This is a genomic window from Streptomyces beihaiensis (assembly GCF_026274175.1).
GTDB classification, from domain to species: domain Bacteria; phylum Actinomycetota; class Actinomycetes; order Streptomycetales; family Streptomycetaceae; genus Streptomyces; species Streptomyces beihaiensis.
In genome coordinates, this window is sequence record NZ_JAPHNL010000282.1 from 16,967 (window position 1) to 37,912 (window position 20,946).

Annotated in this window: 18 protein-coding genes; 11 read left to right on the forward strand and 7 right to left on the reverse strand. The window is 72.2% G+C overall.

The genetic code is table 11. The annotated features are described in order from the left end of the window. The first annotated feature begins 31 nt into the window (after positions 1-31). Genes egtA through egtD form a run of 4 tightly spaced genes read left to right on the forward strand, consistent with a single transcriptional unit; the run spans position 32 to position 4,399 of the window. Positions 32-1,318 carry an ergothioneine biosynthesis glutamate--cysteine ligase EgtA gene (egtA, locus tag OFY01_RS24080; protein WP_266603217.1) on the forward strand — a complete coding sequence of 429 codons (1,287 nt, stop codon included), beginning with the start codon at positions 32-34 and terminating at the stop codon, positions 1,316-1,318. Then, positions 1,315-2,664, forward strand: coding sequence for an ergothioneine biosynthesis protein EgtB (gene egtB / locus OFY01_RS24085; RefSeq protein ID WP_266603218.1), 1,350 nt, complete (start codon positions 1,315-1,317; stop codon positions 2,662-2,664). Before egtA ends, egtB begins: the two co-directional genes overlap by 4 nt. Continuing rightward, complete coding sequence (egtC, locus tag OFY01_RS24090) at positions 2,664-3,422, forward strand: ergothioneine biosynthesis protein EgtC (RefSeq protein ID WP_266603219.1); 759 nt, start codon at positions 2,664-2,666, stop codon at positions 3,420-3,422. Before egtB ends, egtC begins: the two co-directional genes overlap by 1 nt. Further along, positions 3,419-4,399 (forward strand): L-histidine N(alpha)-methyltransferase, encoded by a 981-nt coding sequence (gene egtD, locus OFY01_RS24095; protein ID WP_266603220.1) that lies wholly within the window; start codon positions 3,419-3,421, stop codon positions 4,397-4,399. The genes egtC and egtD overlap by 4 nt, the downstream gene beginning before the upstream one ends. A 74-nt stretch (positions 4,400-4,473) precedes the next feature. Here the strand turns inward: egtD and OFY01_RS24100 are convergent, their stop codons facing one another. Further along, positions 4,474-5,757, reverse strand: coding sequence for an extracellular solute-binding protein (locus OFY01_RS24100; RefSeq protein ID WP_407700411.1), 1,284 nt, complete (start codon positions 5,755-5,757; stop codon positions 4,474-4,476). A 208-nt stretch (positions 5,758-5,965) separates the two neighbouring features. Here OFY01_RS24100 and OFY01_RS24105 point away from each other — a divergent pair, with 208 nt between their 5' ends. Further along, on the forward strand, positions 5,966-6,181 hold the full coding sequence (locus tag OFY01_RS24105) for a dodecin (RefSeq protein WP_266603222.1): 216 nt from the start codon (positions 5,966-5,968) through the stop codon (positions 6,179-6,181). A 34-nt stretch (positions 6,182-6,215) separates the two neighbouring features. Here OFY01_RS24105 and OFY01_RS24110 read toward each other — a convergent pair whose 3' ends face one another. Continuing rightward, positions 6,216-6,704 carry a phosphatase domain-containing protein gene (locus OFY01_RS24110; RefSeq protein ID WP_266603223.1) on the reverse strand — a complete coding sequence of 163 codons (489 nt, stop codon included), beginning with the start codon at positions 6,702-6,704 and terminating at the stop codon, positions 6,216-6,218. 80 nt (positions 6,705-6,784) lie between these two features. Between OFY01_RS24110 and OFY01_RS24115 the strand changes: the two genes are divergently transcribed. Both OFY01_RS24115 and OFY01_RS24120 read left to right on the forward strand, forming a co-directional pair. Continuing rightward, positions 6,785-7,828 carry an LLM class flavin-dependent oxidoreductase gene (locus tag OFY01_RS24115; protein ID WP_407700412.1) on the forward strand — a complete coding sequence of 348 codons (1,044 nt, stop codon included), beginning with the start codon at positions 6,785-6,787 and terminating at the stop codon, positions 7,826-7,828. Positions 7,829-7,867: 39 nt separating this feature from the next. Beyond that, entirely contained in the window at positions 7,868-10,240 is a 2,373-nt protein-coding gene (locus OFY01_RS24120) for an excinuclease ABC subunit UvrA (RefSeq protein ID WP_266603225.1), read from the forward strand. A gap of 653 nt (positions 10,241-10,893) precedes the next feature. Here the strand turns inward: OFY01_RS24120 and OFY01_RS24125 are convergent. From OFY01_RS24125 to OFY01_RS24135, 3 genes are read right to left on the reverse strand one after another with little or no spacing between them, the layout of a single operon-like run. Next, positions 10,894-11,640, reverse strand: coding sequence for a succinate dehydrogenase/fumarate reductase iron-sulfur subunit (locus OFY01_RS24125; RefSeq protein WP_266603226.1), 747 nt, complete (start codon positions 11,638-11,640; stop codon positions 10,894-10,896). After that, positions 11,637-13,595 carry a fumarate reductase/succinate dehydrogenase flavoprotein subunit gene (locus OFY01_RS24130; RefSeq protein WP_266603227.1) on the reverse strand — a complete coding sequence of 653 codons (1,959 nt, stop codon included), beginning with the start codon at positions 13,593-13,595 and terminating at the stop codon, positions 11,637-11,639. The genes OFY01_RS24125 and OFY01_RS24130 overlap by 4 nt, the downstream gene beginning before the upstream one ends. Positions 13,596-13,598: 3 nt before the next feature. Then, positions 13,599-14,306, reverse strand: a complete 708-nt coding sequence (locus tag OFY01_RS24135; RefSeq protein ID WP_266603228.1) for a succinate dehydrogenase — start codon at positions 14,304-14,306, stop codon at positions 13,599-13,601. A gap of 97 nt (positions 14,307-14,403) precedes the next feature. Between OFY01_RS24135 and OFY01_RS24140 the strand changes: the two genes are divergently transcribed. Further along, positions 14,404-15,297 carry a LysR family transcriptional regulator gene (locus tag OFY01_RS24140; RefSeq protein WP_266603229.1) on the forward strand — a complete coding sequence of 298 codons (894 nt, stop codon included), beginning with the start codon at positions 14,404-14,406 and terminating at the stop codon, positions 15,295-15,297. A gap of 60 nt (positions 15,298-15,357) precedes the next feature. Here OFY01_RS24140 and OFY01_RS24145 read toward each other — a convergent pair whose 3' ends face one another. Together OFY01_RS24145 and OFY01_RS24150 are read right to left on the reverse strand one after the other, a co-directional pair. Then, entirely contained in the window at positions 15,358-17,505 is a 2,148-nt protein-coding gene (locus OFY01_RS24145; protein WP_266603230.1) for a putative bifunctional diguanylate cyclase/phosphodiesterase, read from the reverse strand. Continuing rightward, on the reverse strand, positions 17,502-18,317 hold the full coding sequence (locus OFY01_RS24150; RefSeq protein ID WP_266603231.1) for an SAM-dependent methyltransferase: 816 nt from the start codon (positions 18,315-18,317) through the stop codon (positions 17,502-17,504). Before OFY01_RS24150 ends, OFY01_RS24145 begins: the two co-directional genes overlap by 4 nt. 561 nt (positions 18,318-18,878) lie before the next feature. Between OFY01_RS24150 and OFY01_RS24155 the strand changes: the two genes are divergently transcribed. From OFY01_RS24155 to OFY01_RS24165, 3 genes are all read left to right on the forward strand, one after another. After that, complete coding sequence (locus OFY01_RS24155; RefSeq protein WP_266603232.1) at positions 18,879-19,403, forward strand: hypothetical protein; 525 nt, start codon at positions 18,879-18,881, stop codon at positions 19,401-19,403. 21 nt (positions 19,404-19,424) lie between these two features. Further along, positions 19,425-20,186: a bestrophin-like domain gene (locus tag OFY01_RS24160; protein ID WP_266603233.1), complete on the forward strand. Its 762-nt coding sequence runs from the start codon at positions 19,425-19,427 to the stop codon at positions 20,184-20,186. Between the two features lie 181 nt (positions 20,187-20,367). Further along, the gene (locus OFY01_RS24165) at positions 20,368-20,895 is read left to right on the forward strand and encodes a hypothetical protein (RefSeq protein ID WP_266603234.1); all 528 of its coding nucleotides are present in this window, start codon (positions 20,368-20,370) and stop codon (positions 20,893-20,895) included. Positions 20,896-20,946: the final 51 nt, after the last annotated feature.

Genomic DNA, 20,946 nt, shown 5'->3' on the forward strand with positions numbered 1-20,946 from the left:
TGGAACGCGTGAGGATCAGGAGGATCCCAACATGAGCGAAGCTGACCGCACGGCGCTCGGTGACCTGGTCACCGACGTCGCGGCGGAGGATCTGGTACAGGGCATCTGCTTCAAGACGGGGCCGCCCTCGGCGGTCGGTGTCGAACTGGAGTGGATCGTCCACGAGCCGCACCGGCCGCGGCTCCCGTTACCTCCCGAACGACTCGACGCGGCGTACGCCGCACTGCGCGCCCTGCCCCTGCGCTCGGCGCTCACCGTGGAACCCGGCGGGCAGCTGGAGCTCAGCTCGCCGCCCGCCGCCACGTTGACGGAATGCGTCTCGGCCATGCGTGCCGATCTGACCGCCGTCCGCTCCTCGCTCACCGCTCACGGCCTCGTGCTGACCGGTCACGGCACCGATCCGTGGCGGCCGCCGCGCCGGGTGCTGCGCCAGCCCCGCTACGACGCCCTGGAGGAGTCCCTCGACCGGGCCGGTCCCGCCGGGCGCTGCATGATGTGCTCCTCGGCCTCGGTGCAGGTGTGTCTGGACGCCGGGCACGAGGAGCCGGGGCCGCTGGGCTACGCGAGGCGGTGGCACCTGGCCCATCGGCTCGGTCCCGTCCTCGTCGCCGCGTTCGCCAACTCCCCCATGCTGGGCGGCAGACCGACCGGCTGGCGTTCGACGCGGCAGCTGCTGTGGGAGCGGATCGACGCGGGCCGCTCGGGGGCGCCGGCGCTGGACGGTGAGCCGCGCGCGGCGTGGGCGCGGCACGTGCTCGACGCCCCGGTGATGTGCGTGCGCACGGACAGCGGACCGTGGCAGGTGCCGGACGGGCTGACGTTTCGCGAGTGGGCCCGGACGGGACTGCCGCGGCCGCCGACCCGTTCCGATCTCGACTATCACCTGACGACGCTGTTTCCGCCGGTTCGGCCCCGCGGCCATCTCGAACTGCGCATGATCGACGCCCAGTCGGGCGAGGACGGGTGGCTGGTTCCGCTGGCGGTGACCGCCGCCCTGTTCGACGATCCGCAGGCCGCCGAGACCGTGTACCGCACGCTCAAGCCGCTGGCCGAGCGGGCCGGGCCCCTGCCCGCCCCGCACAACCCGCTGTGGCGGGACGCGGCCCGTCTCGGGCTCGCCGATCCACAGCTGCGCGAGGCGGCGGCGCACTGTTTCGACGTGGCGCTCGACGCGCTGCCGCGCCTCGGGGCGGCGCACGACGTGCGGCGGGCGGTCGCCGAGTTCGCGCACCGCCATGTCGCCCGCGGCCGCTGCCCCGCCGACGACGTGCTCGATCTGCTGCAGAAACCCGTTCACGGGAGGACCGTCCGCTCATGACCCACCAGGAGAACGTCACCACGGATCCGGAGGAGCTCAGGCGCCGCGCGGTCACCGCGCTCCAGGACGCGCGCCGCCGCACCACGCTGCTGACCAGTTGCGTGGAGGACCACGAACTGACCGCGCAGCACTCGCCGTTGATGTCGCCCCTGGTGTGGGATCTGGCGCACATCGGCAACCAGGAGGAGCAGTGGCTGCTGCGCGCCGTGGCGGGCCAGGAGGCCATGCGGCCGGAGATCGACCCGCTGTACGACGCGTTCGAGCACCCGCGTGCCGAGCGCCCGAAGCTGCCGCTGCTCGCGCCGGGTGAGGCGCGCGGGTACGCGGCGCAGGTGCGCGGGCGCGCCCTGGACATCGTGGAGAAGGCGTCGTTCGACGCGGACGCAGCGGCCCGGCTCACCCGTTCGGGGTTCGCGTTCGGGATGATCGCCCAGCACGAACAGCAGCACGACGAGACGATGCTGATCACCCATCAGCTGCGCAGAGGCGCGCAGGCGCTCACCGCGCCGGACCCCGCACCGCTCGCCGCCCCGTTCGACGGGCCGGCCGAGGTCCTGATACCGGGCGGCCCGTTCACGATGGGCACGTCGGCCGAGCCGTGGGCGCTGGACAACGAACGCCCGGCGCACCAGCGGCTGGTGCCCGCGTTCCATCTGGACACGACGCCGGTGACGAACGCCGCCTACCAGGAGTTCATGGCGGACGGCGGATACGAGCAGGAGCGGTGGTGGGCCCCGGCGGGCTGGGTCATGGTGCGCGAGTACGGCCTGCGCGCCCCGCTGTTCTGGCGCGAGGAGTCGGGGCAGTGGCTGCGCCGGCGGTTCGGGGCGAGCGAGCCGGTGCCGCCCGGCGAGCCCGTGGTGCACGTGAGCTGGTACGAGGCCGACGCGTACGCCCGATGGGCGGGGCGGCGGCTTCCGACGGAGGCCGAGTGGGAGAAGGCGGCCCGCCTCGACCCCGCGTCGGGCCGCTCGCGGCGCTATCCGTGGGGCGACGAGGACCCGGCGCCCCACCACGCCAACCTGGGCCAGCGCCATCTGCGCCCGGCCCCCGCGGGGAGCTACCCGGCCGGTGAGTCGCCGCTCGGCGTACGGCAGTTGATGGGCGATGTATGGGAGTGGACGTCGAGCGACTTCCGGCCCTACCCGGGATTCGTGGCCTATCCGTACCGCGAGTACTCGGAGGTCTTCTTCGGCCCCGACCACAAGGTGCTGCGCGGTGGTTCGTTCGCCGTCGACCCGGTGGCGTGCCGGGGCACGTTCCGCAACTGGGACTATCCGGTGCGGCGGCAGATCTTCGCCGGGTTCCGCACGGCGCGCGACGCCCGCCCCGGGGAGGTCGCCTGATGTGCCGTCACCTCGCCTACGTGGGGCCCCCGGTGGCCCTGGGTGAGCTGCTCGTGCGGCCGCCGCACGGCTTGGTGCGCCAGTCGTGGGCACCGCGCCACCAGCGGCACGGCACGGTCAACGCCGACGGTTTCGGAGTGGGCTGGTACGGGGCCGGGGACCCGGTTCCGGCCCGGTACCGGCGGGCCGCGCCCGTCTGGGGCGACGCGTCGTTCATGGACCTCGCGCGGGTCGTGCGCTCGGGCGCGCTGCTCGCGGCGGTCCGGGACGCGACGCTGGCCGGTGCCGACGGGGAGGCGGCGGCCGCCCCGTACGCCCATGGACCGTGGCTGTTCAGCCACAACGGCGCCGTGCCCGACTGGCCGGGCTCCCTCGCGCCGCTGGCGGCGTCGGTTCCCGCCCTCGACCTGCTGAGCCTGGAGGCCCGCTGCGACTCGGCGTTCTTGTGGGCGCTGGCGCTGCGCCGGCTGCGCGCGGGCGACGACATGGGCCGGGCCCTCGCCGAGACGGCCCGCGAGAGCGCCCTGGCGGCGCCGCGTGCCCGCCTCAATTTCCTGGCCACCGACGGCGACACGATCGCGGCGACGGCCTGGGGCGACACCCTCTGGTACCGCGCCGATCCCGACCGCGGCGCCGCCGCCGTCGCCTCCGAACCCTACGACGATGATTCCCGCTGGACCGAAGTGCCCGACCGTACGCTGCTCGTCGCCCGCCGCGGCGACGTCCGGCTTACCCCGCTCAAGGAGCCTTCCGCGTGAGCTCGTTCCCCCTGTTCCGACTGACCCGTACGCTGCCCGACGACGCGACGGCGGCGGCGCTGCGGGCCGATGTCCTGCACGGCCTGACCGGTACGCCCAAGACTCTGCCGCCGAAGTGGTTCTACGACGCCCGCGGCTCCGAACTGTTCGACGAGATCACCACGTTGCCGGAGTACTACCCCACGCGCGCCGAGCGGGAGATCCTCGTGGCGCGGGCCGCCGAGATCGTGGCGACGACCGGCGCGCGCACCCTGGTCGAGTTGGGTTCAGGATCCTCCGACAAGACCCGCCACCTCCTGGACGCGGCGGCCGAGCGTTCCTCGCTGTCCACGTACGTGCCGGTGGACGTGAGCGAGAGCGCGCTGCGCGGAGCCGCGAAGGTGCTGCTCGACGAGCATCCGGCGCTGGACATCCACGCGCTCGTCGCCGACTTCACGCGCGGCCTCACCCTGCCCGAGACTCCGGGGCCCCGGCTCGTCGCCTTTCTCGGCGGCACGATCGGCAATCTGCTGCCCGGGGAGCGCGCCGAGTTCCTCGCGGCGGTACGGGCGCTGATGTCGCCGGGCGACTTCTTCCTGCTCGGCGCGGACCTGGTGAAGGACCCGGCGACGCTCGTCGCCGCGTACGACGACCCGACCGGCGTCACCGCCGCGTTCGACAAGAACGTGCTGGCGGTGGTCAACCGTGAGCTGGGCGCCGACTTCGACCTCGACGCGTTCGCGCACGTCGCGGTGTGGGACGCGGAGCACGAGTGGATCGAGATGCGGCTGAGGTCGACCGCGGCGCAGACCGTCAAGATCCCGGCGCTCGACCTCGCGGTCGACTTCGCGGCCGGCGAGGAGCTGCGGACGGAGATCTCGGCGAAGTTCCGACGCGAGAGCCTGGGCGACGAACTGCGGCAGGCCGGGCTGGAGCCGGCCCGGTGGTGGACGGACGAGGGCGGGAGGTTCGCGCTCTGCCTGAGCACCGTGGCATGACAGCCCCGAGGGCGTGTTCCGAAAGTCCCGCCTGCCCGGCGGGCGGACGACGCTCCTTGCGAAACACGCCCTTGCTAGTCGACGCTCTCGTCGAGCCGGTCCGTGATCACCCGTGACGCCCGCTTGGCCGCCGCTGCCGGGTCGGCTCCGGTGAGGACCCGTGTCATGTACGTCTTGATGGGGTTGTCGCCCGCCTCCACGTTCGCCCAGAGCGGGGAGGCGGGCGTGGCCCGGCCGTGGGCGGCGCCGACGGCCATCGCGGCGACGCCCGGCTCCCCGGCGACGGCCGTCGCGAGGTCGGACTTGTTGGGCACGTAGTTCATGGTCCTGGCCAGCTCGGTGTCCCACTTCTTGCCGGCCAGCGCCTCCACCACGGCGACCGCGCCCCGCCGGTCGTCGGTGTCGGCGGGGATGATCAGGTCGGAGCCGCCGGTGAAGACGGCTCCGGCGCGGCCCGCACGCTTGCCGGGCACGGGGAAGTAGCCGATTTTCCCCTTCAGCGCGGGGTTGGCGTGAAGGATGCGCTGCGCCGCGCCGGGCACGGCGATGATCTGCGCGACGTCGCCGCGCGCGAACCGGTCGGCCTGCGAGGGGTGCTCCTCGTCGGCGTCCTTGGGTCCGTCGCCCAGGGACTGCAACTGCTGATAGAACGCCATACCGCGCAGCGCCGCGCGGCTGTCGAGGGCGCCGGTCCACACGCCGCCGTTGTCGTGCGCGAGTTCGCCGCCCTCGTCCCAGACGAACCCGGCCAAGGTGTACCAGTCCTGGCCCGCGAGGTAGATGCCCTGGGTGGTCTTGGTGTCAAGCCGCCGCGTGGCCTCCAGCCACGCCTGACGGGTCCTGGGCGGGGTCTTGATGCCCGCCTCGGCGAAGAGGTCCTTGTTGTAGATGACCACGCGGTTGGCGGCGTACCAGGGGATGCCGTACTGGTGTGAGCTCTCGCGGCCGGGCGTGGCGAGGCCCGGCAGCCAGTCGTCCATGCCGAGGTCCCGCGCCGACTCCAGGGAAAGGTCGAGGAGTCGGCCGCCGTCGACGTACTGCGGGACCTGCGTGTTGCCGACCTCGATGACATCGGGTGCGTCGGCGCCACCGTGACCGGCGAGTACCTTGGTGACCTTGGCTCCGATGCCTGTCCAGTCCTGGACGCGGACGGAGAGGCGCAGGTCGGGGTGGTGGGCCTCGAAGTCCTTGGTGAAGCGGTCGACGAATCCGCCGGAGGCGCTGTTGCGCATCAGCCACACGGTGACCGTGCGGCGTTGGTGGTCGTGGCCGCTGCCCGGCAACGCGCCGCACCCCGTCAGGAGCAGGCAGGCAGCGGAGAGCGAGGCGATGGACAGGACGGCGCGGCGCGGTCTCACGTGGGTCACTTTCTTCCGGCGGGTGGGAAGTGGGTCCCGACGTGGGGGGAGGGAGCGTGCGGCTCGGACGGGTGTGGCTGGATTTTGGTATGTACCAATGCCGGGGTCAAGGGTTACCGCCGGAACAGCCTTGCGCCGGGCGCCGCTCCGGCACCCGGCCGGGCCGGTACCTCTCGCGGGCCGCCGCGACCTGGGGCACGGTGGAGACATGTCGAATCACACGTATCGCGTCAGCGAGATCGTCGGCTCGTCCCACGAGGGCGTCGACCAGGCCATCCGCAACGGGGTCGCGCGCGCCGCGCAGACCCTGCGCAATCTGGACTGGTTCGAGGTCACCCAGGTCAGGGGGCAGATCGTCGACGGCGAGATCGAGCACTTCCAGGTGGGCCTGAAGGTCGGGTTCCGCTTGGAGGAGAACGACTGAGCCGACGGCGGGCCGGCCCCCTTCAGGTGTGCCCTCAGGTACGCCCCTCGCGCTCCTGCGCGTCCCGCAGCACAGCCGATGTGGCCGCCCACCGCGCCCGTACGACGGGGAAACCCGCCTGTGCTGCCGCGTCGCACACCAGCTCGTCGTCGTCGACCAGCATCCGCACGTCCCGGTCACGGCCCAGGCGCCGCAGCAGGTCGAGCTTGGTGCGGCGCGCGGGCCTGCGGTCGGCGTCGCGGCGCATGTGCAGGTCGCCCGGCGGCAGCCCCTGCGCGGCGAGCCACGCCACCGTGTCGGCGCGGCACCTCTCCGGGCGCCCGGTCAGATAGACGACCTCGCACTCCCCCGCGCTGCGCCGGGCGAGCTCGACGCCCTGCGGCAGCGGCGGGTCGTGCGGGGCCGCCGCGAAGAACGCGTCCCAGTCGCGGGGAGTGCGCTCCAGGTAGCGCAGGCGGTGCGCGGTGTCGGCGAGCGTCCCGTCGAGGTCGAAGACGGCCAGCGGCCGTGCGTCCCGGTTCACGTACGCCACTGTAGATCGGCCGTGCCGGCCGGGAACGGGAATCCTGGCGGCTCCATCGCGTTGACACCCTCGTGACCACCATGCTCGGGACCGTCCCCTTCTCCGTCCTGGACCGCTCGCGCACCCGCGAGGGCCACAGCGCCGCGCAGGCCCTGCGCGACACCGTCGCGCTCGCCCAGGACCTCGAACGCCTCGGCTACCACCGCCTGTGGGTCTCGGAGCACCACGGCGTGCCCGGCGTCGCGGGCTCCGCTCCGACGGTGCTCGCGGCCGCCGTGGCCGCCGCGACGAGCACGCTGCGCGTGGGCACCGGCGGCGTCATGCTCCCCAACCACCAGCCGCTCGTGGTGGCCGAGCAGTTCGGGGTCCTGGAGTCGCTGTTCCCGGGGCGGATCGACATGGGTCTGGGCCGTTCGGTCGGGTTCACGGACGGCGTGCGCAGAGCCCTCGGCCGGGACAAGGACGTGGCGGACGACTTCGCCGGGCAGCTGGACGAACTGCTCGCGTATTTCTCGGGCACCTCACCGGCACGGGTGCGCGCCCGTCCGCCGGAGGGCCTTTCGGTGCCGCCGTTCGTCCTCGCGATGGGGGAAGGCGCGTCGATCGCCGCCCGTGCCGGTCTGCCCATGGTGATCGGCGACTTCCGCGGCCGGGACAGGATGCTGCGCGGCATCGACCGCTACCGCGCGCAGTTCCGCCCGTCGGCGTGGTCCGCCGAGCCGTACGTCGTGGTCTCCGGCACGGTCGCCGTCGCCGAGACAGAGGCCGAGGCGCGCCGCCTGCTGATCGGCGAGGCCTGGTCGATGGCGCACGCGCGCACCCACGGCACGTTCCCGCCGCTTCCGCCCGCCGAGCGGATCGAGGCCCTGGCGATGTCGGCGAAGGAACGGGAGCTGTACGAGGGCGGCCTGCGCGGCCACGTCGTGGGCACGCGTGACCAGGTCGCCGACGAGCTGGAGACCGTCCTCAAGGACAGCGGGGCCCAGGAGGTGCTGGTCACGACCAGCGCGTACGAACGCGAGGGCCTGCTCGCCTCCTACCGCCGCCTCGCCGAGCTCGCCCGCCCGGGTCGGGTGGGCCCGGCAGGCCCGTCACACCCGGCACCGTCGGCACGCCCGGCCTAGGATGGTGGGGTTTGTCCGTACGACCTGGAGCCGCGCCCCATGCCCGACGCCTCGCCCTCGCCCGATCCTCGTCACGACGGCATGGTCCGGGTGCGCGGTGCCCGTGAGCACAATCTGCGCGGCGTCGACGTGGACATTCCGCGTGACGTGCTCGCGGTGTTCACCGGGGTGTCCGGGTCCGGCAAGTCGTCGCTGGCCTTCGGGACGGTGTACGCGGAGGCGCAGCGGCGCTACTTCGAGTCGGTGGCCCCGTACGCGCGGCGCCTCATCCACCAGGTGGGCGCGCCGAGGGTCACGGAGATCACCGGTCTCCCGCCTGCCGTCTCGTTGCAGCAGAACCGTGCGGCGCCGACGTCCCGCTCGTCCGTCGGCACGGTGACCACCCTGTCGAACTCGCTGCGTATGCTGTTCTCCCGGGCCGGGGAGTACCCGCAGGGCGCCGAGCGGCTCGACTCCGACGCCTTCTCACCGAACACGGCGGCCGGGGCCTGCCCGCGGTGCCACGGCATGGGGCGGGTGCACCGGACCACCGAGGAACTGCTCGTGCCCGACCCGTCGCTCTCGATCCGGCAGGGCGCCATCGCCGCCTGGCCGGGCGCCTGGCAGGGCAAGAACCTGCGCGACATCCTCGACGCCCTCGGCCACGACGTCGACCGGCCCTGGCGGGAGCTGCCGCGGGCCGACCGCGACTGGATCCTGTTCACCGAGGAGCAGCCGGTCGTGACGGTCCATCCGGTGCGCGAGGCGGGCCGCATCCACCGTCCGTACCAGGGCACGTACATGAGCGCGAACCGCTATGTGCTCAAGACGTTCGCGGACTCCAAGAGCCAGACGCTGCGGGCGAAGGCCGAGAAGTTCCTGCGGAGCGAGCCGTGCCCACAGTGCGGCGGTGCGCGGCTGCGGGCGGAGGCGCTGGCGGTCACGTTCGCCGGGCGGACCGTCGCGCAGCTCGCGGGCCTCGCGCTCACCGAACTCGCCGACGTCCTGGCGGTGCCGGACGACGCGCCGCGTACGGTACGCGTCCTCACCGAGGATCTGCGGGCGCGCATCGCCACGGTCACGGAGCTGGGCCTCGGCTATCTCTCGCTCGACCGTCCCACGCCCACGCTCTCGGCGGGTGAGCTGCAACGTCTGCGTCTGGCCACGCAGTTGAGGTCGGGGCTGTTCGGCGTCGTGTACGTCCTCGACGAGCCGTCCGCCGGGCTGCACCCGGCCGACACCGAGTCGCTCCTGACGGTCCTCGACCGGCTCAAGGCGGCGGGCAACTCGGTGTTCGTGGTCGAGCACCACCTCGACGTGGTGCGGCACGCGGACTGGCTCGTCGACGTGGGCCCGCTGGCCGGTGAGCACGGTGGGCAGGTGCTGCACAGCGGGCCGGTGGACGGTCTGCGCAACGTCGCGGGGTCGGCGACGGCCCGGTTCCTCTTCGACACCGCTCCGGCGCCGCGGCGGCGCGTCCGTGCGCCCAAGGGCCGGCTGAAGGTCGGGCCGGTCACCCGGCACAACCTGCGGGACGTGAGCGCCGAGTTCCCGCTCGGCGCGTTCTCCGCCGTCACCGGTGTCTCCGGCTCGGGCAAGTCGACGCTGATCGGCGAGATCGGCGAGGAACTCGCGGGCGTGGGGCGACTGGTCGTGGTGGACCAGAAGCCGATCGGACGCACGCCCCGCTCCAACCTCGCCACGTACACCGGACTGTTCGACGTCGTCCGCAGACTCTTCGCCGGCACCGAGGAGGCGAAGGCACGCGGGTTCGGCGTCGGCCGGTTCTCCTTCAACGTCGCGGGCGGACGGTGCGAGACCTGCCAGGGCGAGGGGTTCGTCAGCGTCGAACTGCTGTTCCTGCCGAGCACGTACGCGCCGTGCCCGGACTGCGCGGGCGCCCGCTACAACTCCGATACGCTCCAGGTCACCTACCGGGGCCGGACGATCTCGCAGGTGCTCGACCTGACCGTGGAGGCGGCGGCCGCGTTCTTCGCCGAAGACGACGCGGCGGGCGCGGTGCGGCGCAGCCTGCGCACGCTGCGCGACGTGGGACTCGGCTATCTGCGGCTCGGCCAGCCCGCGACCGAGCTCTCCGGCGGCGAGGCCCAACGCATCAAGCTGGCGGGTGAGTTGCAGCGGGTGCGGCGCGGCCACACGCTGTACCTGCTCGACGAGCCGACGACCGGACTGCATCCGGCCGACGTGGAGGTGCTGCTGCGCCAGCTGCACGGCCTCGTCGACGCCGGGAACTCCGTGGTGGTCGTCGAGCACGACATGACGGTGGCCGCCGGGGCGGACTGGGTGGTGGACATGGGTCCGGGCGGCGGCGACGAGGGCGGCAGGGTCGTCGCGGCGGGCACACCCCGCGACGTCGCGGGCGCCGCCGGGAGCCGTACGGCGCCGTACCTGGCGCGCGCCCTGCGCGGCTGACCGAGGGCGGCCCCTCGGCGCAGACGGTCCAGGACGCGTGCGCACAGGTCGGGGCGGGTGCGTGGAAAGGACCGGGTGTCGTCCTGCTCCAAGGCGGCGGAGCACACCTCGTCCAACGTCATCGCCTCCCGCCCGTCGGCCTCGCGCACGACGTCGACCGCCACCAGGAGCGCCCACCGCCCGCCACGCCACCTCCTGCACGGGCGTGTGCGGGGCGGTCGTACGAACATGGTCGACGAGCGGGGCCGACCCCGTGCGCCCACCGGTCGTAGGGCCCGAGGTCCGTCTCGCGCTCGGCTTGTGCCGCGAGCGGTTCCCGTACAGCCGCCAGGCGGGCGACGTATCCACCCCACGCTCCGCCGCCCAGGCAGCGAGCCGGTCGACCGCGCCGTCGGCCGCTTCCGCGGTGAGGTGGCCTTCCAGCTCGCCGTCGAAGCACGCCGGTTCCGGGCCGGCCGTGCGGGCCGTACCCGGGCGTGTCACCGTGCCGTCTCCTCTGGGCCGTGGGCCGCCGCGCGGCGCGGGGGACACAGGAGGCACACACGCCGCAGGAGACACAGAGGACATTCAGGAGACGACGACGGGACCGGGGGTTTGAGCACCACTCCCGGTCCCGCCCACCCCGCGCTCTTCGCGGGACGTTCATCGTCGGCTCAGCGGCTGACCTTCCGGTTCGCGCGCAGCCATTCCTTGTTCATGCCGGTGATGGAGAACAGCGGGATGCCCTTGGGGCAGGCGGTGGCGCACTCGCCGGTCAGCGTGCAGCCGCCGAAGCCCTCCTCGTCCATCTGCGCGACCATGTCGAGCACGCGGGTCTCGCGCTCGGGCGCGCCCTGCGGCAGCACGTTCAGGTGGTTGATCTTGGCCGAGGTGAAGAGCATGGCCGCGCCGTTGGGACAGGCGGCGACGCAGGCGCCGCAGCCGATGCACTCGGCGTGCTCGAACGAGTAGTCGGCGTCCGCCTTGGGCACGGGGGTGCTGTGGGCCTCGGGGGCGGCGCCGGTCGGGGCCGTGATGTAGCCGCCCGCCTGGATGATCCGGTCGAACGCGGACCGGTCGACGACCAGGTCCTTGACGACCGGGAAGGCGGCGGCGCGCCACGGCTCGATGTCGATCGTGTCGCCGTCCTCGAAGGACCGCATGTGCAGCTGGCAGGTGGTGGTGCGCTCGGGACCGTGCGCGTCGCCGTTGATGACGAGCGAGCACGCGCCGCAGATGCCCTCGCGGCAGTCGTGGTCGAAGGCGACCGGGTCCTCGCCCTTGAGGATGAGCTCCTCGTTGAGCGTGTCGAGCATCTCCAGGAACGACATGTCCTTCGAGATGCCGTCCACCTCGTACGTGGACATGGCGCCTTCGGCGTCGGCGTTCTTCTGGCGCCAGACGCGCAGGGTGAGCTTCATGCGTAGCTCCGCTGGGTGGGGTGGACGTACTCGAAGACGAGGTCTTCCTTGTGCAGCACCGGGGAGGTGCCGGTGCCGGTGAACTCCCAGGCGGCGACGTAGGAGAACGCGTCGTCCCTGCGGGCGGCCTCGCCGTCGGGGGTCTGCGACTCCTCGCGGAAGTGGCCGCCGCAGGACTCGGCGCGGTGCAGCGCGTCGAGGCACATCAGCTCGGCCAGCTCCAGGTAGTCGACGATCCGGTTGGCCTTCTCCAGGGACTGGTTGAACTCCTCGCCGGTTCCGGGGACCTTGATGCGGCGCCAGAACTCGTCGCGGATCTGCGGGATGCGGTCGAGTGCCTTGCGCAGGCCCTCATCGGTGCGGGACATGCCGCAGAACTCCCACATGAGCTCGCCGAGTTCACGGTGGAAGGAGTCGGGAGTGCGGTCACCGTCGACGGCGAGGAGCCGGGCGAGCCGGTCCTCGGTCTCGCGGACCGCCTCGGCGGCGACGGGGTGCTCGGCGGTGACCGGCTCCTCGTGCGGGTGGCGGGCCAGGTAGTCGTTGATGGTGGCCGGGAGGACGAAGTAGCCGTCTGCCAGGCCCTGCATGAGCGCGGACGCGCCGAGCCGGTTGGCACCGTGGTCGGAGAAGTTGGCCTCGCCGATGGCGAACAGGCCGGGAATGGTGGTCTGCAGGTCGTAGTCGACCCACAGGCCGCCCATCGTGTAGTGCACGGCCGGGTAGATCCGCATGGGGACCTGGTACGGATCCTCGTCGGTGATCCGCTGGTACATGTCGAAGAGGTTGCCGTACTTGGCCTCGACGGCCTTTCGGCCCATGCGCTTGATGGCGTCGGCGAAGTCCAGGTAGACGCCCTGCCCGCCGGGGCCCACTCCCCTGCCCTCGTCGCACACGTTCTTCGCGGCGCGGGAGGCGATGTCGCGGGGTACGAGGTTGCCGAACGACGGGTAGATGCGCTCCAGGTAGTAGTCGCGCTCGTCCTCGGGAATCTGGTGCGGCGGCCGGTCGTCGCCCTTGGCCCTGGGCACCCAGATCCGGCCGTCGTTGCGCAGCGACTCGCTCATCAGCGTCAGCTTGGACTGGTGGTCGCCGGTGCGCGGGATGCAGGTGGGGTGGATCTGCGTGAAGCACGGGTTGGCGAAGTAGGCGCCGCGCCGGTGCGCCCGCCAGGCGGCGGTCGCGTTGGAGTTCATCGCGTTGGTCGACAGGTAGAAGACGTTGCCGTAGCCGCCGGAGGCGAGGACGACGGCGTCCGCGAAGTACGTGTCGATCTTCCCGGTGATCAGGTCGCGGGCGACGATGCCGCGCGCCTTGCCGTCGACGACGATCAGATCGAGCATCTCGGTGCGCGGGTGCAGCTCGACGTTGCCGGCGGCGATCTGGCGGCTGAGCGCCTGGTAGGCGCCGAGCAGCAGCTGCTGGCCCGTCTGGCCCCGGGCGTAGAACGTGCGCGACACCTGCACGCCGCCGAACGAACGGGTGTCGAGCAGCCCTCCGTACTCGCGCGCGAACGGCACGCCCTGCGCGACGCACTGGTCGATGATCTCGACGGAGATCTGGGCGAGGCGGTGCACGTTCGACTCGCGGGAGCGGAAGTCACCGCCCTTGACGGTGTCGTAGAAGAGCCGGTGGACGCTGTCGCCGTCGTTGCGGTAGTTCTTCGCGGCGTTGATGCCGCCCTGCGCGGCGATCGAGTGGGCGCGTCGTGGCGAGTCCTGGTAGCAGAACTGGACGACGTGGTAGCCCTGTTCGGCGAGGGTCGCGCCCGCCGAGCCGCCCGCTAGGCCGGTGCCGACGACGATGACGGTGTGCCCCCGGCGGTTGGCCGGGTTGACGAGCTTCGCCTCGAAACGGCGCTTGTCCCACCGCTCGTGGACATCGCCCGCCGGGGCCTTGGTGTCGGCGACCGGCTCCCCGGTCTCGTACTGGATGTACTCGTGCGAGGTGCTCATGGGTCAGCTCACCAATCCGGTCATGACGCCCACGGGCACGGAGATGAAGCCGGCCGTGAGCAGTGCGGCGAGGACGTTGCCGACGGTCTTCAGGACGCGGTCACGGGTCCGGCTGCCGGCGCCGAGCGTCTGGGCGGCGCTCCAGAAGCCGTGCTGGACGTGCAGGCCCATGGCGAGCACCGCCACGATGTAGATGACGTCGCCGTACCAGGTCGAGAACGTGTCGATGATGTTCTGGTACGGGTGCAGGTGCTGGTAACCGCCGGAGTGCACGGTGCCGGTCGTCAGGTCGAGGATGTGCCAGACGACGAACAGGGCCAGGATGACTCCGCCCCAGCGCATGGTGCGTGTGGCGTAGCTCGCGCGCGGCTTGCTGTGCACGTACTTGCTCGGGCGCGCCTTGATGTCGCGGCGGCTGAGCTGGTACGCGCAGACGCCGTGCGCGATCACGGCGGTGACGAGGACGACGCGGAGGATCCACAGGCCCCACTCGTAGCGCAGGACCGGCTCACCCATCGTGCGCAGCCAGCGGGCGTAGTGGTTGATCTCGTCGGGGCCGAAGAAGATCTTGAGGTTCCCGATCATGTGGGCGACCAGGTAGAGCAGCATCACGATGCCGCTGACCGCCATCACGGTCTTCTTGCCGACGGTACTGTCCCACAGCGTGCGCGTCATCGACGGCCGTCGGTCCGTCCGCGTTGCCAGAGCCATGTCACAAGACGCTAGGGCCGAAGGGCCCGATCGGTCCAAGACATGGTCCGCCTCATTTCCATAGCCGCTGGCTATCGTGGACACTATTCTGGTCGGCATGCAGTTCCAGCAGCTCCAGTATTTCGTCGCGGTCGCCGAGACCCGGCACTTCACGCGCGCGGCGGAGACGGTGCATGTCGCGCAGCCCTCGCTGTCCCAGCAGATCCGGGCCCTTGAGCGCGAGCTCGGCGCCGACCTGTTCCTGCGGGCGCGCGGCAACATCAGCCTCACCGACGCGGGCGAGGCGCTGCTGCCGCTGGCCCGCCGGATCCTCGCCGACGCGGACACGGCGCGCCACGAGGTGCAGGAGCTGGCGCAGCTCAGGCGCGGCCGGGTGCGCCTCGGCGCGACGCCGTCCCTGTGCACCGGCCTGCTGCCCGACGTGCTGCGCGCCTTCCACGACCGCTACCCCGGCATCCAGCTGCTCATCGAGGAGGGCGGTTCGCACGATCTCGTACGGGAACTCGCCCGCGGCGCCCTGGATCTGGCGCTCGTGGTGCTGCCGCTGCCCTCGCCGGCGCCCGCGCTGACGACCGTGGAGCTGCTGCGGGAGGAGCTGGTCGTGGTCTCGTCACCGGATGCCCCGGCGCCCGGCCGGGGCGCGGCGGCCGTGCGGATCGCGGACCTGGAGGGCGAGCGGCTCGTGATGTTCCGGCACGGCTACGACCTGCGGGAGCTGACCGTGGCCGCGTGCCGGGCGGAGGGGTTCGATCCGGACTTCGCGGTGGAGGGCGGCGAGATGGACGCGGTGCTCGGATTCGTCCGGGCGGGCCTCGGGGTGGCGGTGGTGCCGCGGATGGTCGCCACGCGCGCGGGGGCGGACCTGCGGGTCACCCCGCTGGCCCGCCCCGGCCTGCACCGGACCATCGCTCTGGCCCACCGCTCGGACGTGGCTCCGCCGCGGGCCGCGCGGGAGTTGCAGCGGATGCTCGTCGGGCGGGGCGGGGCATAGCCGGGGCGCGACGCGGTCCGGCGGGTGCGGGCCACGACGCGACCCGAACCCGGACCACGCTCACCCCGTCGCGTCCGCCAGAGCGAGCTCGTGCAGGCGGTCCGGCGGGCCGGGACGGGCGTAGTACCAGCCCTGCGCGGTGTCGCAGCCGAGCACGCGCAGCTGTTCGGCCTGCGCGCCCGTCTCCACGCCCTCGACGGTGACCGACAGGTCGAGCCCGTGCGCCAGCGAGACGATCCCCTCGACGATCTTGAGGTCGACCGGGTCCGCCGGGAACTGCTGCATGCCCTGCGTGAAGGAACGGTCCAGCTTGAGTACGTTGACCGGCAGCCGCCGCAGGTTCGCCAGGTTCGAGTACCCCGTGCCGAAGTCGTCGAGCGCGATGTCCACGCCCATCTCCGACAGGCGCCGCAGCGGCTTGAGCAGATCGTCGTCCGCGCCGATCAGCGCCGACTCCGTCACCTCAAGGCACAGCGCCGACGGCGAGAGCCCGCACCGCTCCAGGATCTCCACCGTGTCGGCGACGAGCCCGGGGTGCGCGAGCTGCATCGGTGACAGATTGACGTTGATCCGCATCGGTCCGGCGTCCGCGTGCCGCTCCTGCCAGACGCGTGCCTGGCGGACCGACTCCTCCAGGACCCAGCGGCCCAGCGGCACGATCAGACCGGTGTGCTCGGCGAGCGGGATGAACCGGTCGGGGCCCAGCACGCCGTGCTGCGGGTGCAGCCACCGCACCAGCGCCTCCGCGCCGCGCACGCTGCCGTCGCCGAGACGGACGAGCGGCTGGTACTCGATGAAGAACTCGCCGCGGTCCAGGGCGGCCGGCAGCGCCGTGGTCAGCCCGTGCCGGGTGATGGCGCGGGCGTCGGCCTCCGGGTCGGCCAGCTCGTAGCGGTTGCCGCCCGCCGACTTGGCCCGGTACATCGTGATGTCGGCGCTGCGCAGCACCTCGGCCGGGCTGCGTTCGCTCGCCGGGCCCTCGACGATGCCGATGGAGCCGCGTACGGACAGCTCCCGCCCGTCGATGCGGATGGGCGCGGACAGGGCGTGCATGATGCGTCCGGCGAGGTCGTCCACCTCGGCCGCGGTGTCCGCGCCGGTGGTCAGGGCGACGAACTCGTCTCCGCCGAGCCGGGCCACCATCTCGCCGGGCGCCGTGGCACAGGACTGGAGCCGGTCGGCGACCTCGACCAGAAGACGGTCGCCGACGGCGTGACCGAGGCTGTCGTTGATGGTCTTGAAGCCGTCGAGGTCCAGATAGCACAGGCCGAAACGCATGCTCTCGCCGGCGCCGAGCACCTTCTCCAGCCGTTCGAAGAACAGGGTGCGGTTGGGCAGCCCGGTCAGCGCGTCGTGCGTGGCCTCGTAGCGAAGGCGCAGGTTGAGCAGTCGGCGCTCGGTGGTGTCCTCCATCAGCGCCAGCTGGTACTGCGGCTGCCCGTCGGCGTCGCGCAGCAGCGACACCGTCAGGTTGGTCCACAGCGCGGTGCCGTCGGGCCGGTAGAACGCCTTCTCCACCCGGTAGTGCTCGCGCTCGCCGCGCACCAGCTCGTGGTAGAGGTGCCAGACCTGCGGAGCGTCCTCCGGGTGGGTCCACTCGGCGACGTTGCGACCGCGCAGCAGCTGTTCGGCGCCGCCGAACATCCGTACCAGCGCGTCGTTCACCTCGAGGACCGTGCCGTCGAGGTCCGCTATGCCGATGCCGATGGCGGCGCCGTGGAACACCGCGCGAAACCGTGCCTCGCTCGCGTGCAGCGCCTCGGCGACGGCGCTGCGCGCGTCCAGGGCGGCCCGCGAGATGGCCTCCTGCTCGACGAGCGTGCGGTCGCGCAGCGCGGCGGCGAAGCCCGCGGCGACCGCGTGCTGGATGCGGCCGCAGCGGGCACGCAGATCGTCCTCGCGCTCCGGACCCGACGCCTCCTCGCCGCAGTAGAGCACCAGGTAGGCGTCGACCACGTCGAGGGTGCGGCTGAGCGCCTCGGGATCGGTGCAGTGCGCGCCGATCAGCGCGGCGCCGACGCCGCGCGCCTGCCCGCTGTCGAAGGCCCGCGCGGCCAGCGCGGCGCGCAGTCTCCTGGCGAGCGGCACGAGTTCGTGCTCGAACTCGGGTCTCGTCAGGGACGTCGCCGTCACCGGGTAGATGGCCCGGCTCCAGATGGTGGCGAACCTGCGCAGTCTGTCCTCCGGTCCGCCCGGCTCTTCGCTCACGCCTTGCGCCCCACTCCCACATAGCCCGCGAACGTGTACGGGTCCTCGTCCTCGGGCGCGGTCTGCGGCCGCCACAAGGGCATCGGCACGATACCGGGCTCCACCGTCTCGTACCCGGTGAAGAACCGCGCGATCTCCTCGTGACTCCGCATGATCAACGGATTGCGGACCTCGTTCCGGTAGACGTCGACCGCGCCGTCGGCACGGTCCGTCGATATGGGCATGCCCTCGTAGGAGGCGTGCGTCACAACGAGGAGGCTTCCGGGTGCCAGCGCCGCACTGAGTTCGGCCACCGCGCCGACGGGGTCGTCATCGTCCTCGACGAAGTGCAGTACGGCGATGAGGAGCAGCGCCACCGGCCGGTCGAGGTCGAGGAGTTCGCGTACCTCGGCGCTGGTGAGGATGTCCTTGGGGGTGCGCAGATCGGCGGCGAGCACGGCGGTGTCCGGGTTGCCTTCGAGTACGGCCTTGCTGTGCGCGACGGCGACGGGGTCGTGGTCGACGTAGACCACGCGTGCGCCGGGGCTCGCCCGCTGCGCCACCTCGTGCACGTTGCCGAACGTCGGGATGCCGGAGCCGATGTCGAGGAACTGGGTGATGCCCTGGTCGAGGGCGTAGCGCACGGCCCGCCGCATGACCGCCCGGTTCGCCTGCATGATCTTGGGCAGTCCCGGCATGAACTCCATGGCCCTGCGGGCGGCTTCCCGGTCGACCTCGAAGTTGTGCGAACCGCCCAGGTAGTAGTCGTATATCCGGGACACACTGGGCACCGTGATGTCGATGCCGTGTGGAGCCCAGGCGGGACGCTGCATCAATCTCTCCAAGGCGTAGGCGAGCCGGTGTTCGAGCCGAGGCTACTGATCACCTGCCAACGGAGCGACCCAAAGCGGAAATTGACCATCCGTTCTCGGTCACTGCCCCCGGCACGTGCCAATTGACAATGGCGCGAAACCACCCCGAAACCAACTCTTTCCCCGCGGAAAAGAACCGGCCCGTTCCGGACAGATGGCCAGTGAACGGCCATAAAGGGAACGGACCGGCACCTGCCGAATCCTGCGACGACTCTACTGTGCGCACCCCACCGCGCGCACCGCCCCCTGCCCGGCGGAGGAACCGGCGACCAAGTGGTTGACTTCCCTGTCACCGGCCGGTCACTTGACGGTGTCACCTGGTCCTTTCCGGACGGACTCGAAGACTCTGAGTCCTTTCCGGCGCGGTATTGCGTCACCGTCGTCACCACGGGTTTCCCCGCGAACACACCACCACCGGGTTCGGGATTCGCGGTAAACCCGTTCTGCCGCAACTCCCCCCGTTCGGACCAAACATCGGCCGTCGCCGCGTGCCCGTCAGGCGCGCTGATCATGATCCTCGGCGTGCTTCGATCCATACCGACCGGGCTCGCCCTGGTCATGCGTCTCTTCGCGGTGGCGCTCACCGCCTGGCTGTGCGGCTCCGTTCCCGCCGCGGCCGCGACCGGCCTCGCCCCGTCCTCCGACTGCGCCTACGCGTCCGTGGACGGCGGGGCGCGAGGCGGCGTGGTGGCGGTCTCCGGCGACGGCGCGTTCTGCAGCGCCGGGCCGAGCACGCCCCCGCCGCGCAGGCCCACACCGACACCGACACCCACACCGCAGCGGCACACTCCGGCCGACCCACCGCCTGCGCCACCGCCACCCCCGCCACCGCCACCTCCTCCGCCTCCTCCCCCGGCGCCACCGCTCCCGTCGCCCACCCCGACGCCGAGCGTGCGTCCGCGCCCGTCGCCGACGCCGGTGCACTACCCGGCCTACCGTCCCGCGGCGCACCACAGCCGCCCCCACGGGCGGCCTTCGCTGGTCACGCTCACCCTGCTCATCACCGCGCCCGCGGTGCTCGCCGTCGCCGCGCTGCGGCCCCGCTGACCTCATCCATGGAGAAGACCGATGTCGGAATGGCTTGTTCTCGCCCTCGCGATGGTGGCCGTCTGCGCCGTCGTGCTCATCGTCCAGGTCCTGCAGCAGCGCAGGATCGGTGACGACGACGACCCGTCCCAGACTCCGGACGTCATCGAGTACATGACGATGATGATCGGCGTGGTCTACGCGATCGTGCTTGGCCTCGCCATCGCGGGCGTGTGGGAGGCGCGCAGCGCGGCCCAGCAGGACGTCCGCGACGAGGCGCAGGCGCTGCACGAGATCCACGAACGCGTACGGGTCTACCCGCAGAGCGCACGCGACCGGATCCGCGCCGATGTCGACAGGTATGTCAGCCATGTCGTGACGACCGAGTGGCGGGTGATGCGCACGAAGGGCGAGCTGACGCCCGAGGGCGACCGTCTCTTCGCGAAGATGCGGCACGACGTCACCGATTTCGAGCCGCGCGACGACTTCCAGGCGCAGGCATATCAGCCGCTGCTCGACGAGGTCACCGCGGCCGACCAGGCGCGTGGCGCGCGGGCCGACTCGACGGGGGCCACGATGCCGGGGGTGGTGTGGTTCGGGCTGATCACCGGCGCGGTCATCACCATCGGGATGATCTTCGCGTTGCAGATCCGGCGCACCCCGCGAGAACTGCTCCTCGCGGGGCTGTTCTCGTCGCTGATCGCCTTCCTGCTCTTCCTCATCTGGGACTTCGACGCGCCCTACAGCCGGGGACTGGCGGCCACGGCAGAACCGTTCCTGATGCTCTTTCCGGGCGCCCGCTGACCGCGCTCGTGGCCCCGGCGCGCCGTCGGGTCGCCTGACCGGCCCACGGGCTTGCCCCGTTCGCCCGACACGGATCGCGCCCGTCCGGGCGGGTCCCTAGCGTTCTGAACAGCGAGGGGCCCGTCCCCCGGCCCGCGGAACCCGGTCCGCAGCCGCTCCTCGTGGACCCGGAGGAACCGATATGACCGCGATACGCACCGCCGCCGCCACCGCTCTGCTCACCGCCACCGCGCTGTCCCTCGCGGCCCCGGCCGCCGTCGCCGCGCACGCGTCGTCCGACCCGTTCCGGGTCAGCGTGACGCCCACGACGATCGCCGCGGGCGGCAAGGTGACCCTGCGCGCCGAGGGGTGCGGCGGTTCCACCACCGTCTCCTCGGGCGTCTTCGACACGGTCACCATCGCACGGCACCACCGGACGGCCGTCGCGACCGTCGACCGGGACGCCAGACAGGGGGCGATCTACTCGGTCCGGTTCACCTGTTCGAAGGGGGGCTCCCGCACGGTGGATCTGACCATCGCGGGCGGCCGGCCTGTCAACCCGACTCCCCCGCCGCCACCCGTGCGTCACCACGGCGTCCGGGCCGGTGTGGGCGGCAGCGTCGGCCACTTCGACCTGCCGCAGATCGGGGTCGGCGCGGCGCTGATCGCGGGCACCCTCGGCGCCGCCTACCGCCGGGCGCGGCGCCGTGCCGGCGACGCCGGCACCTGACCGGCGCGCGGATGCGCGGCCCGACGTGTCGGGCCGCGGCGCGGGCCGGTG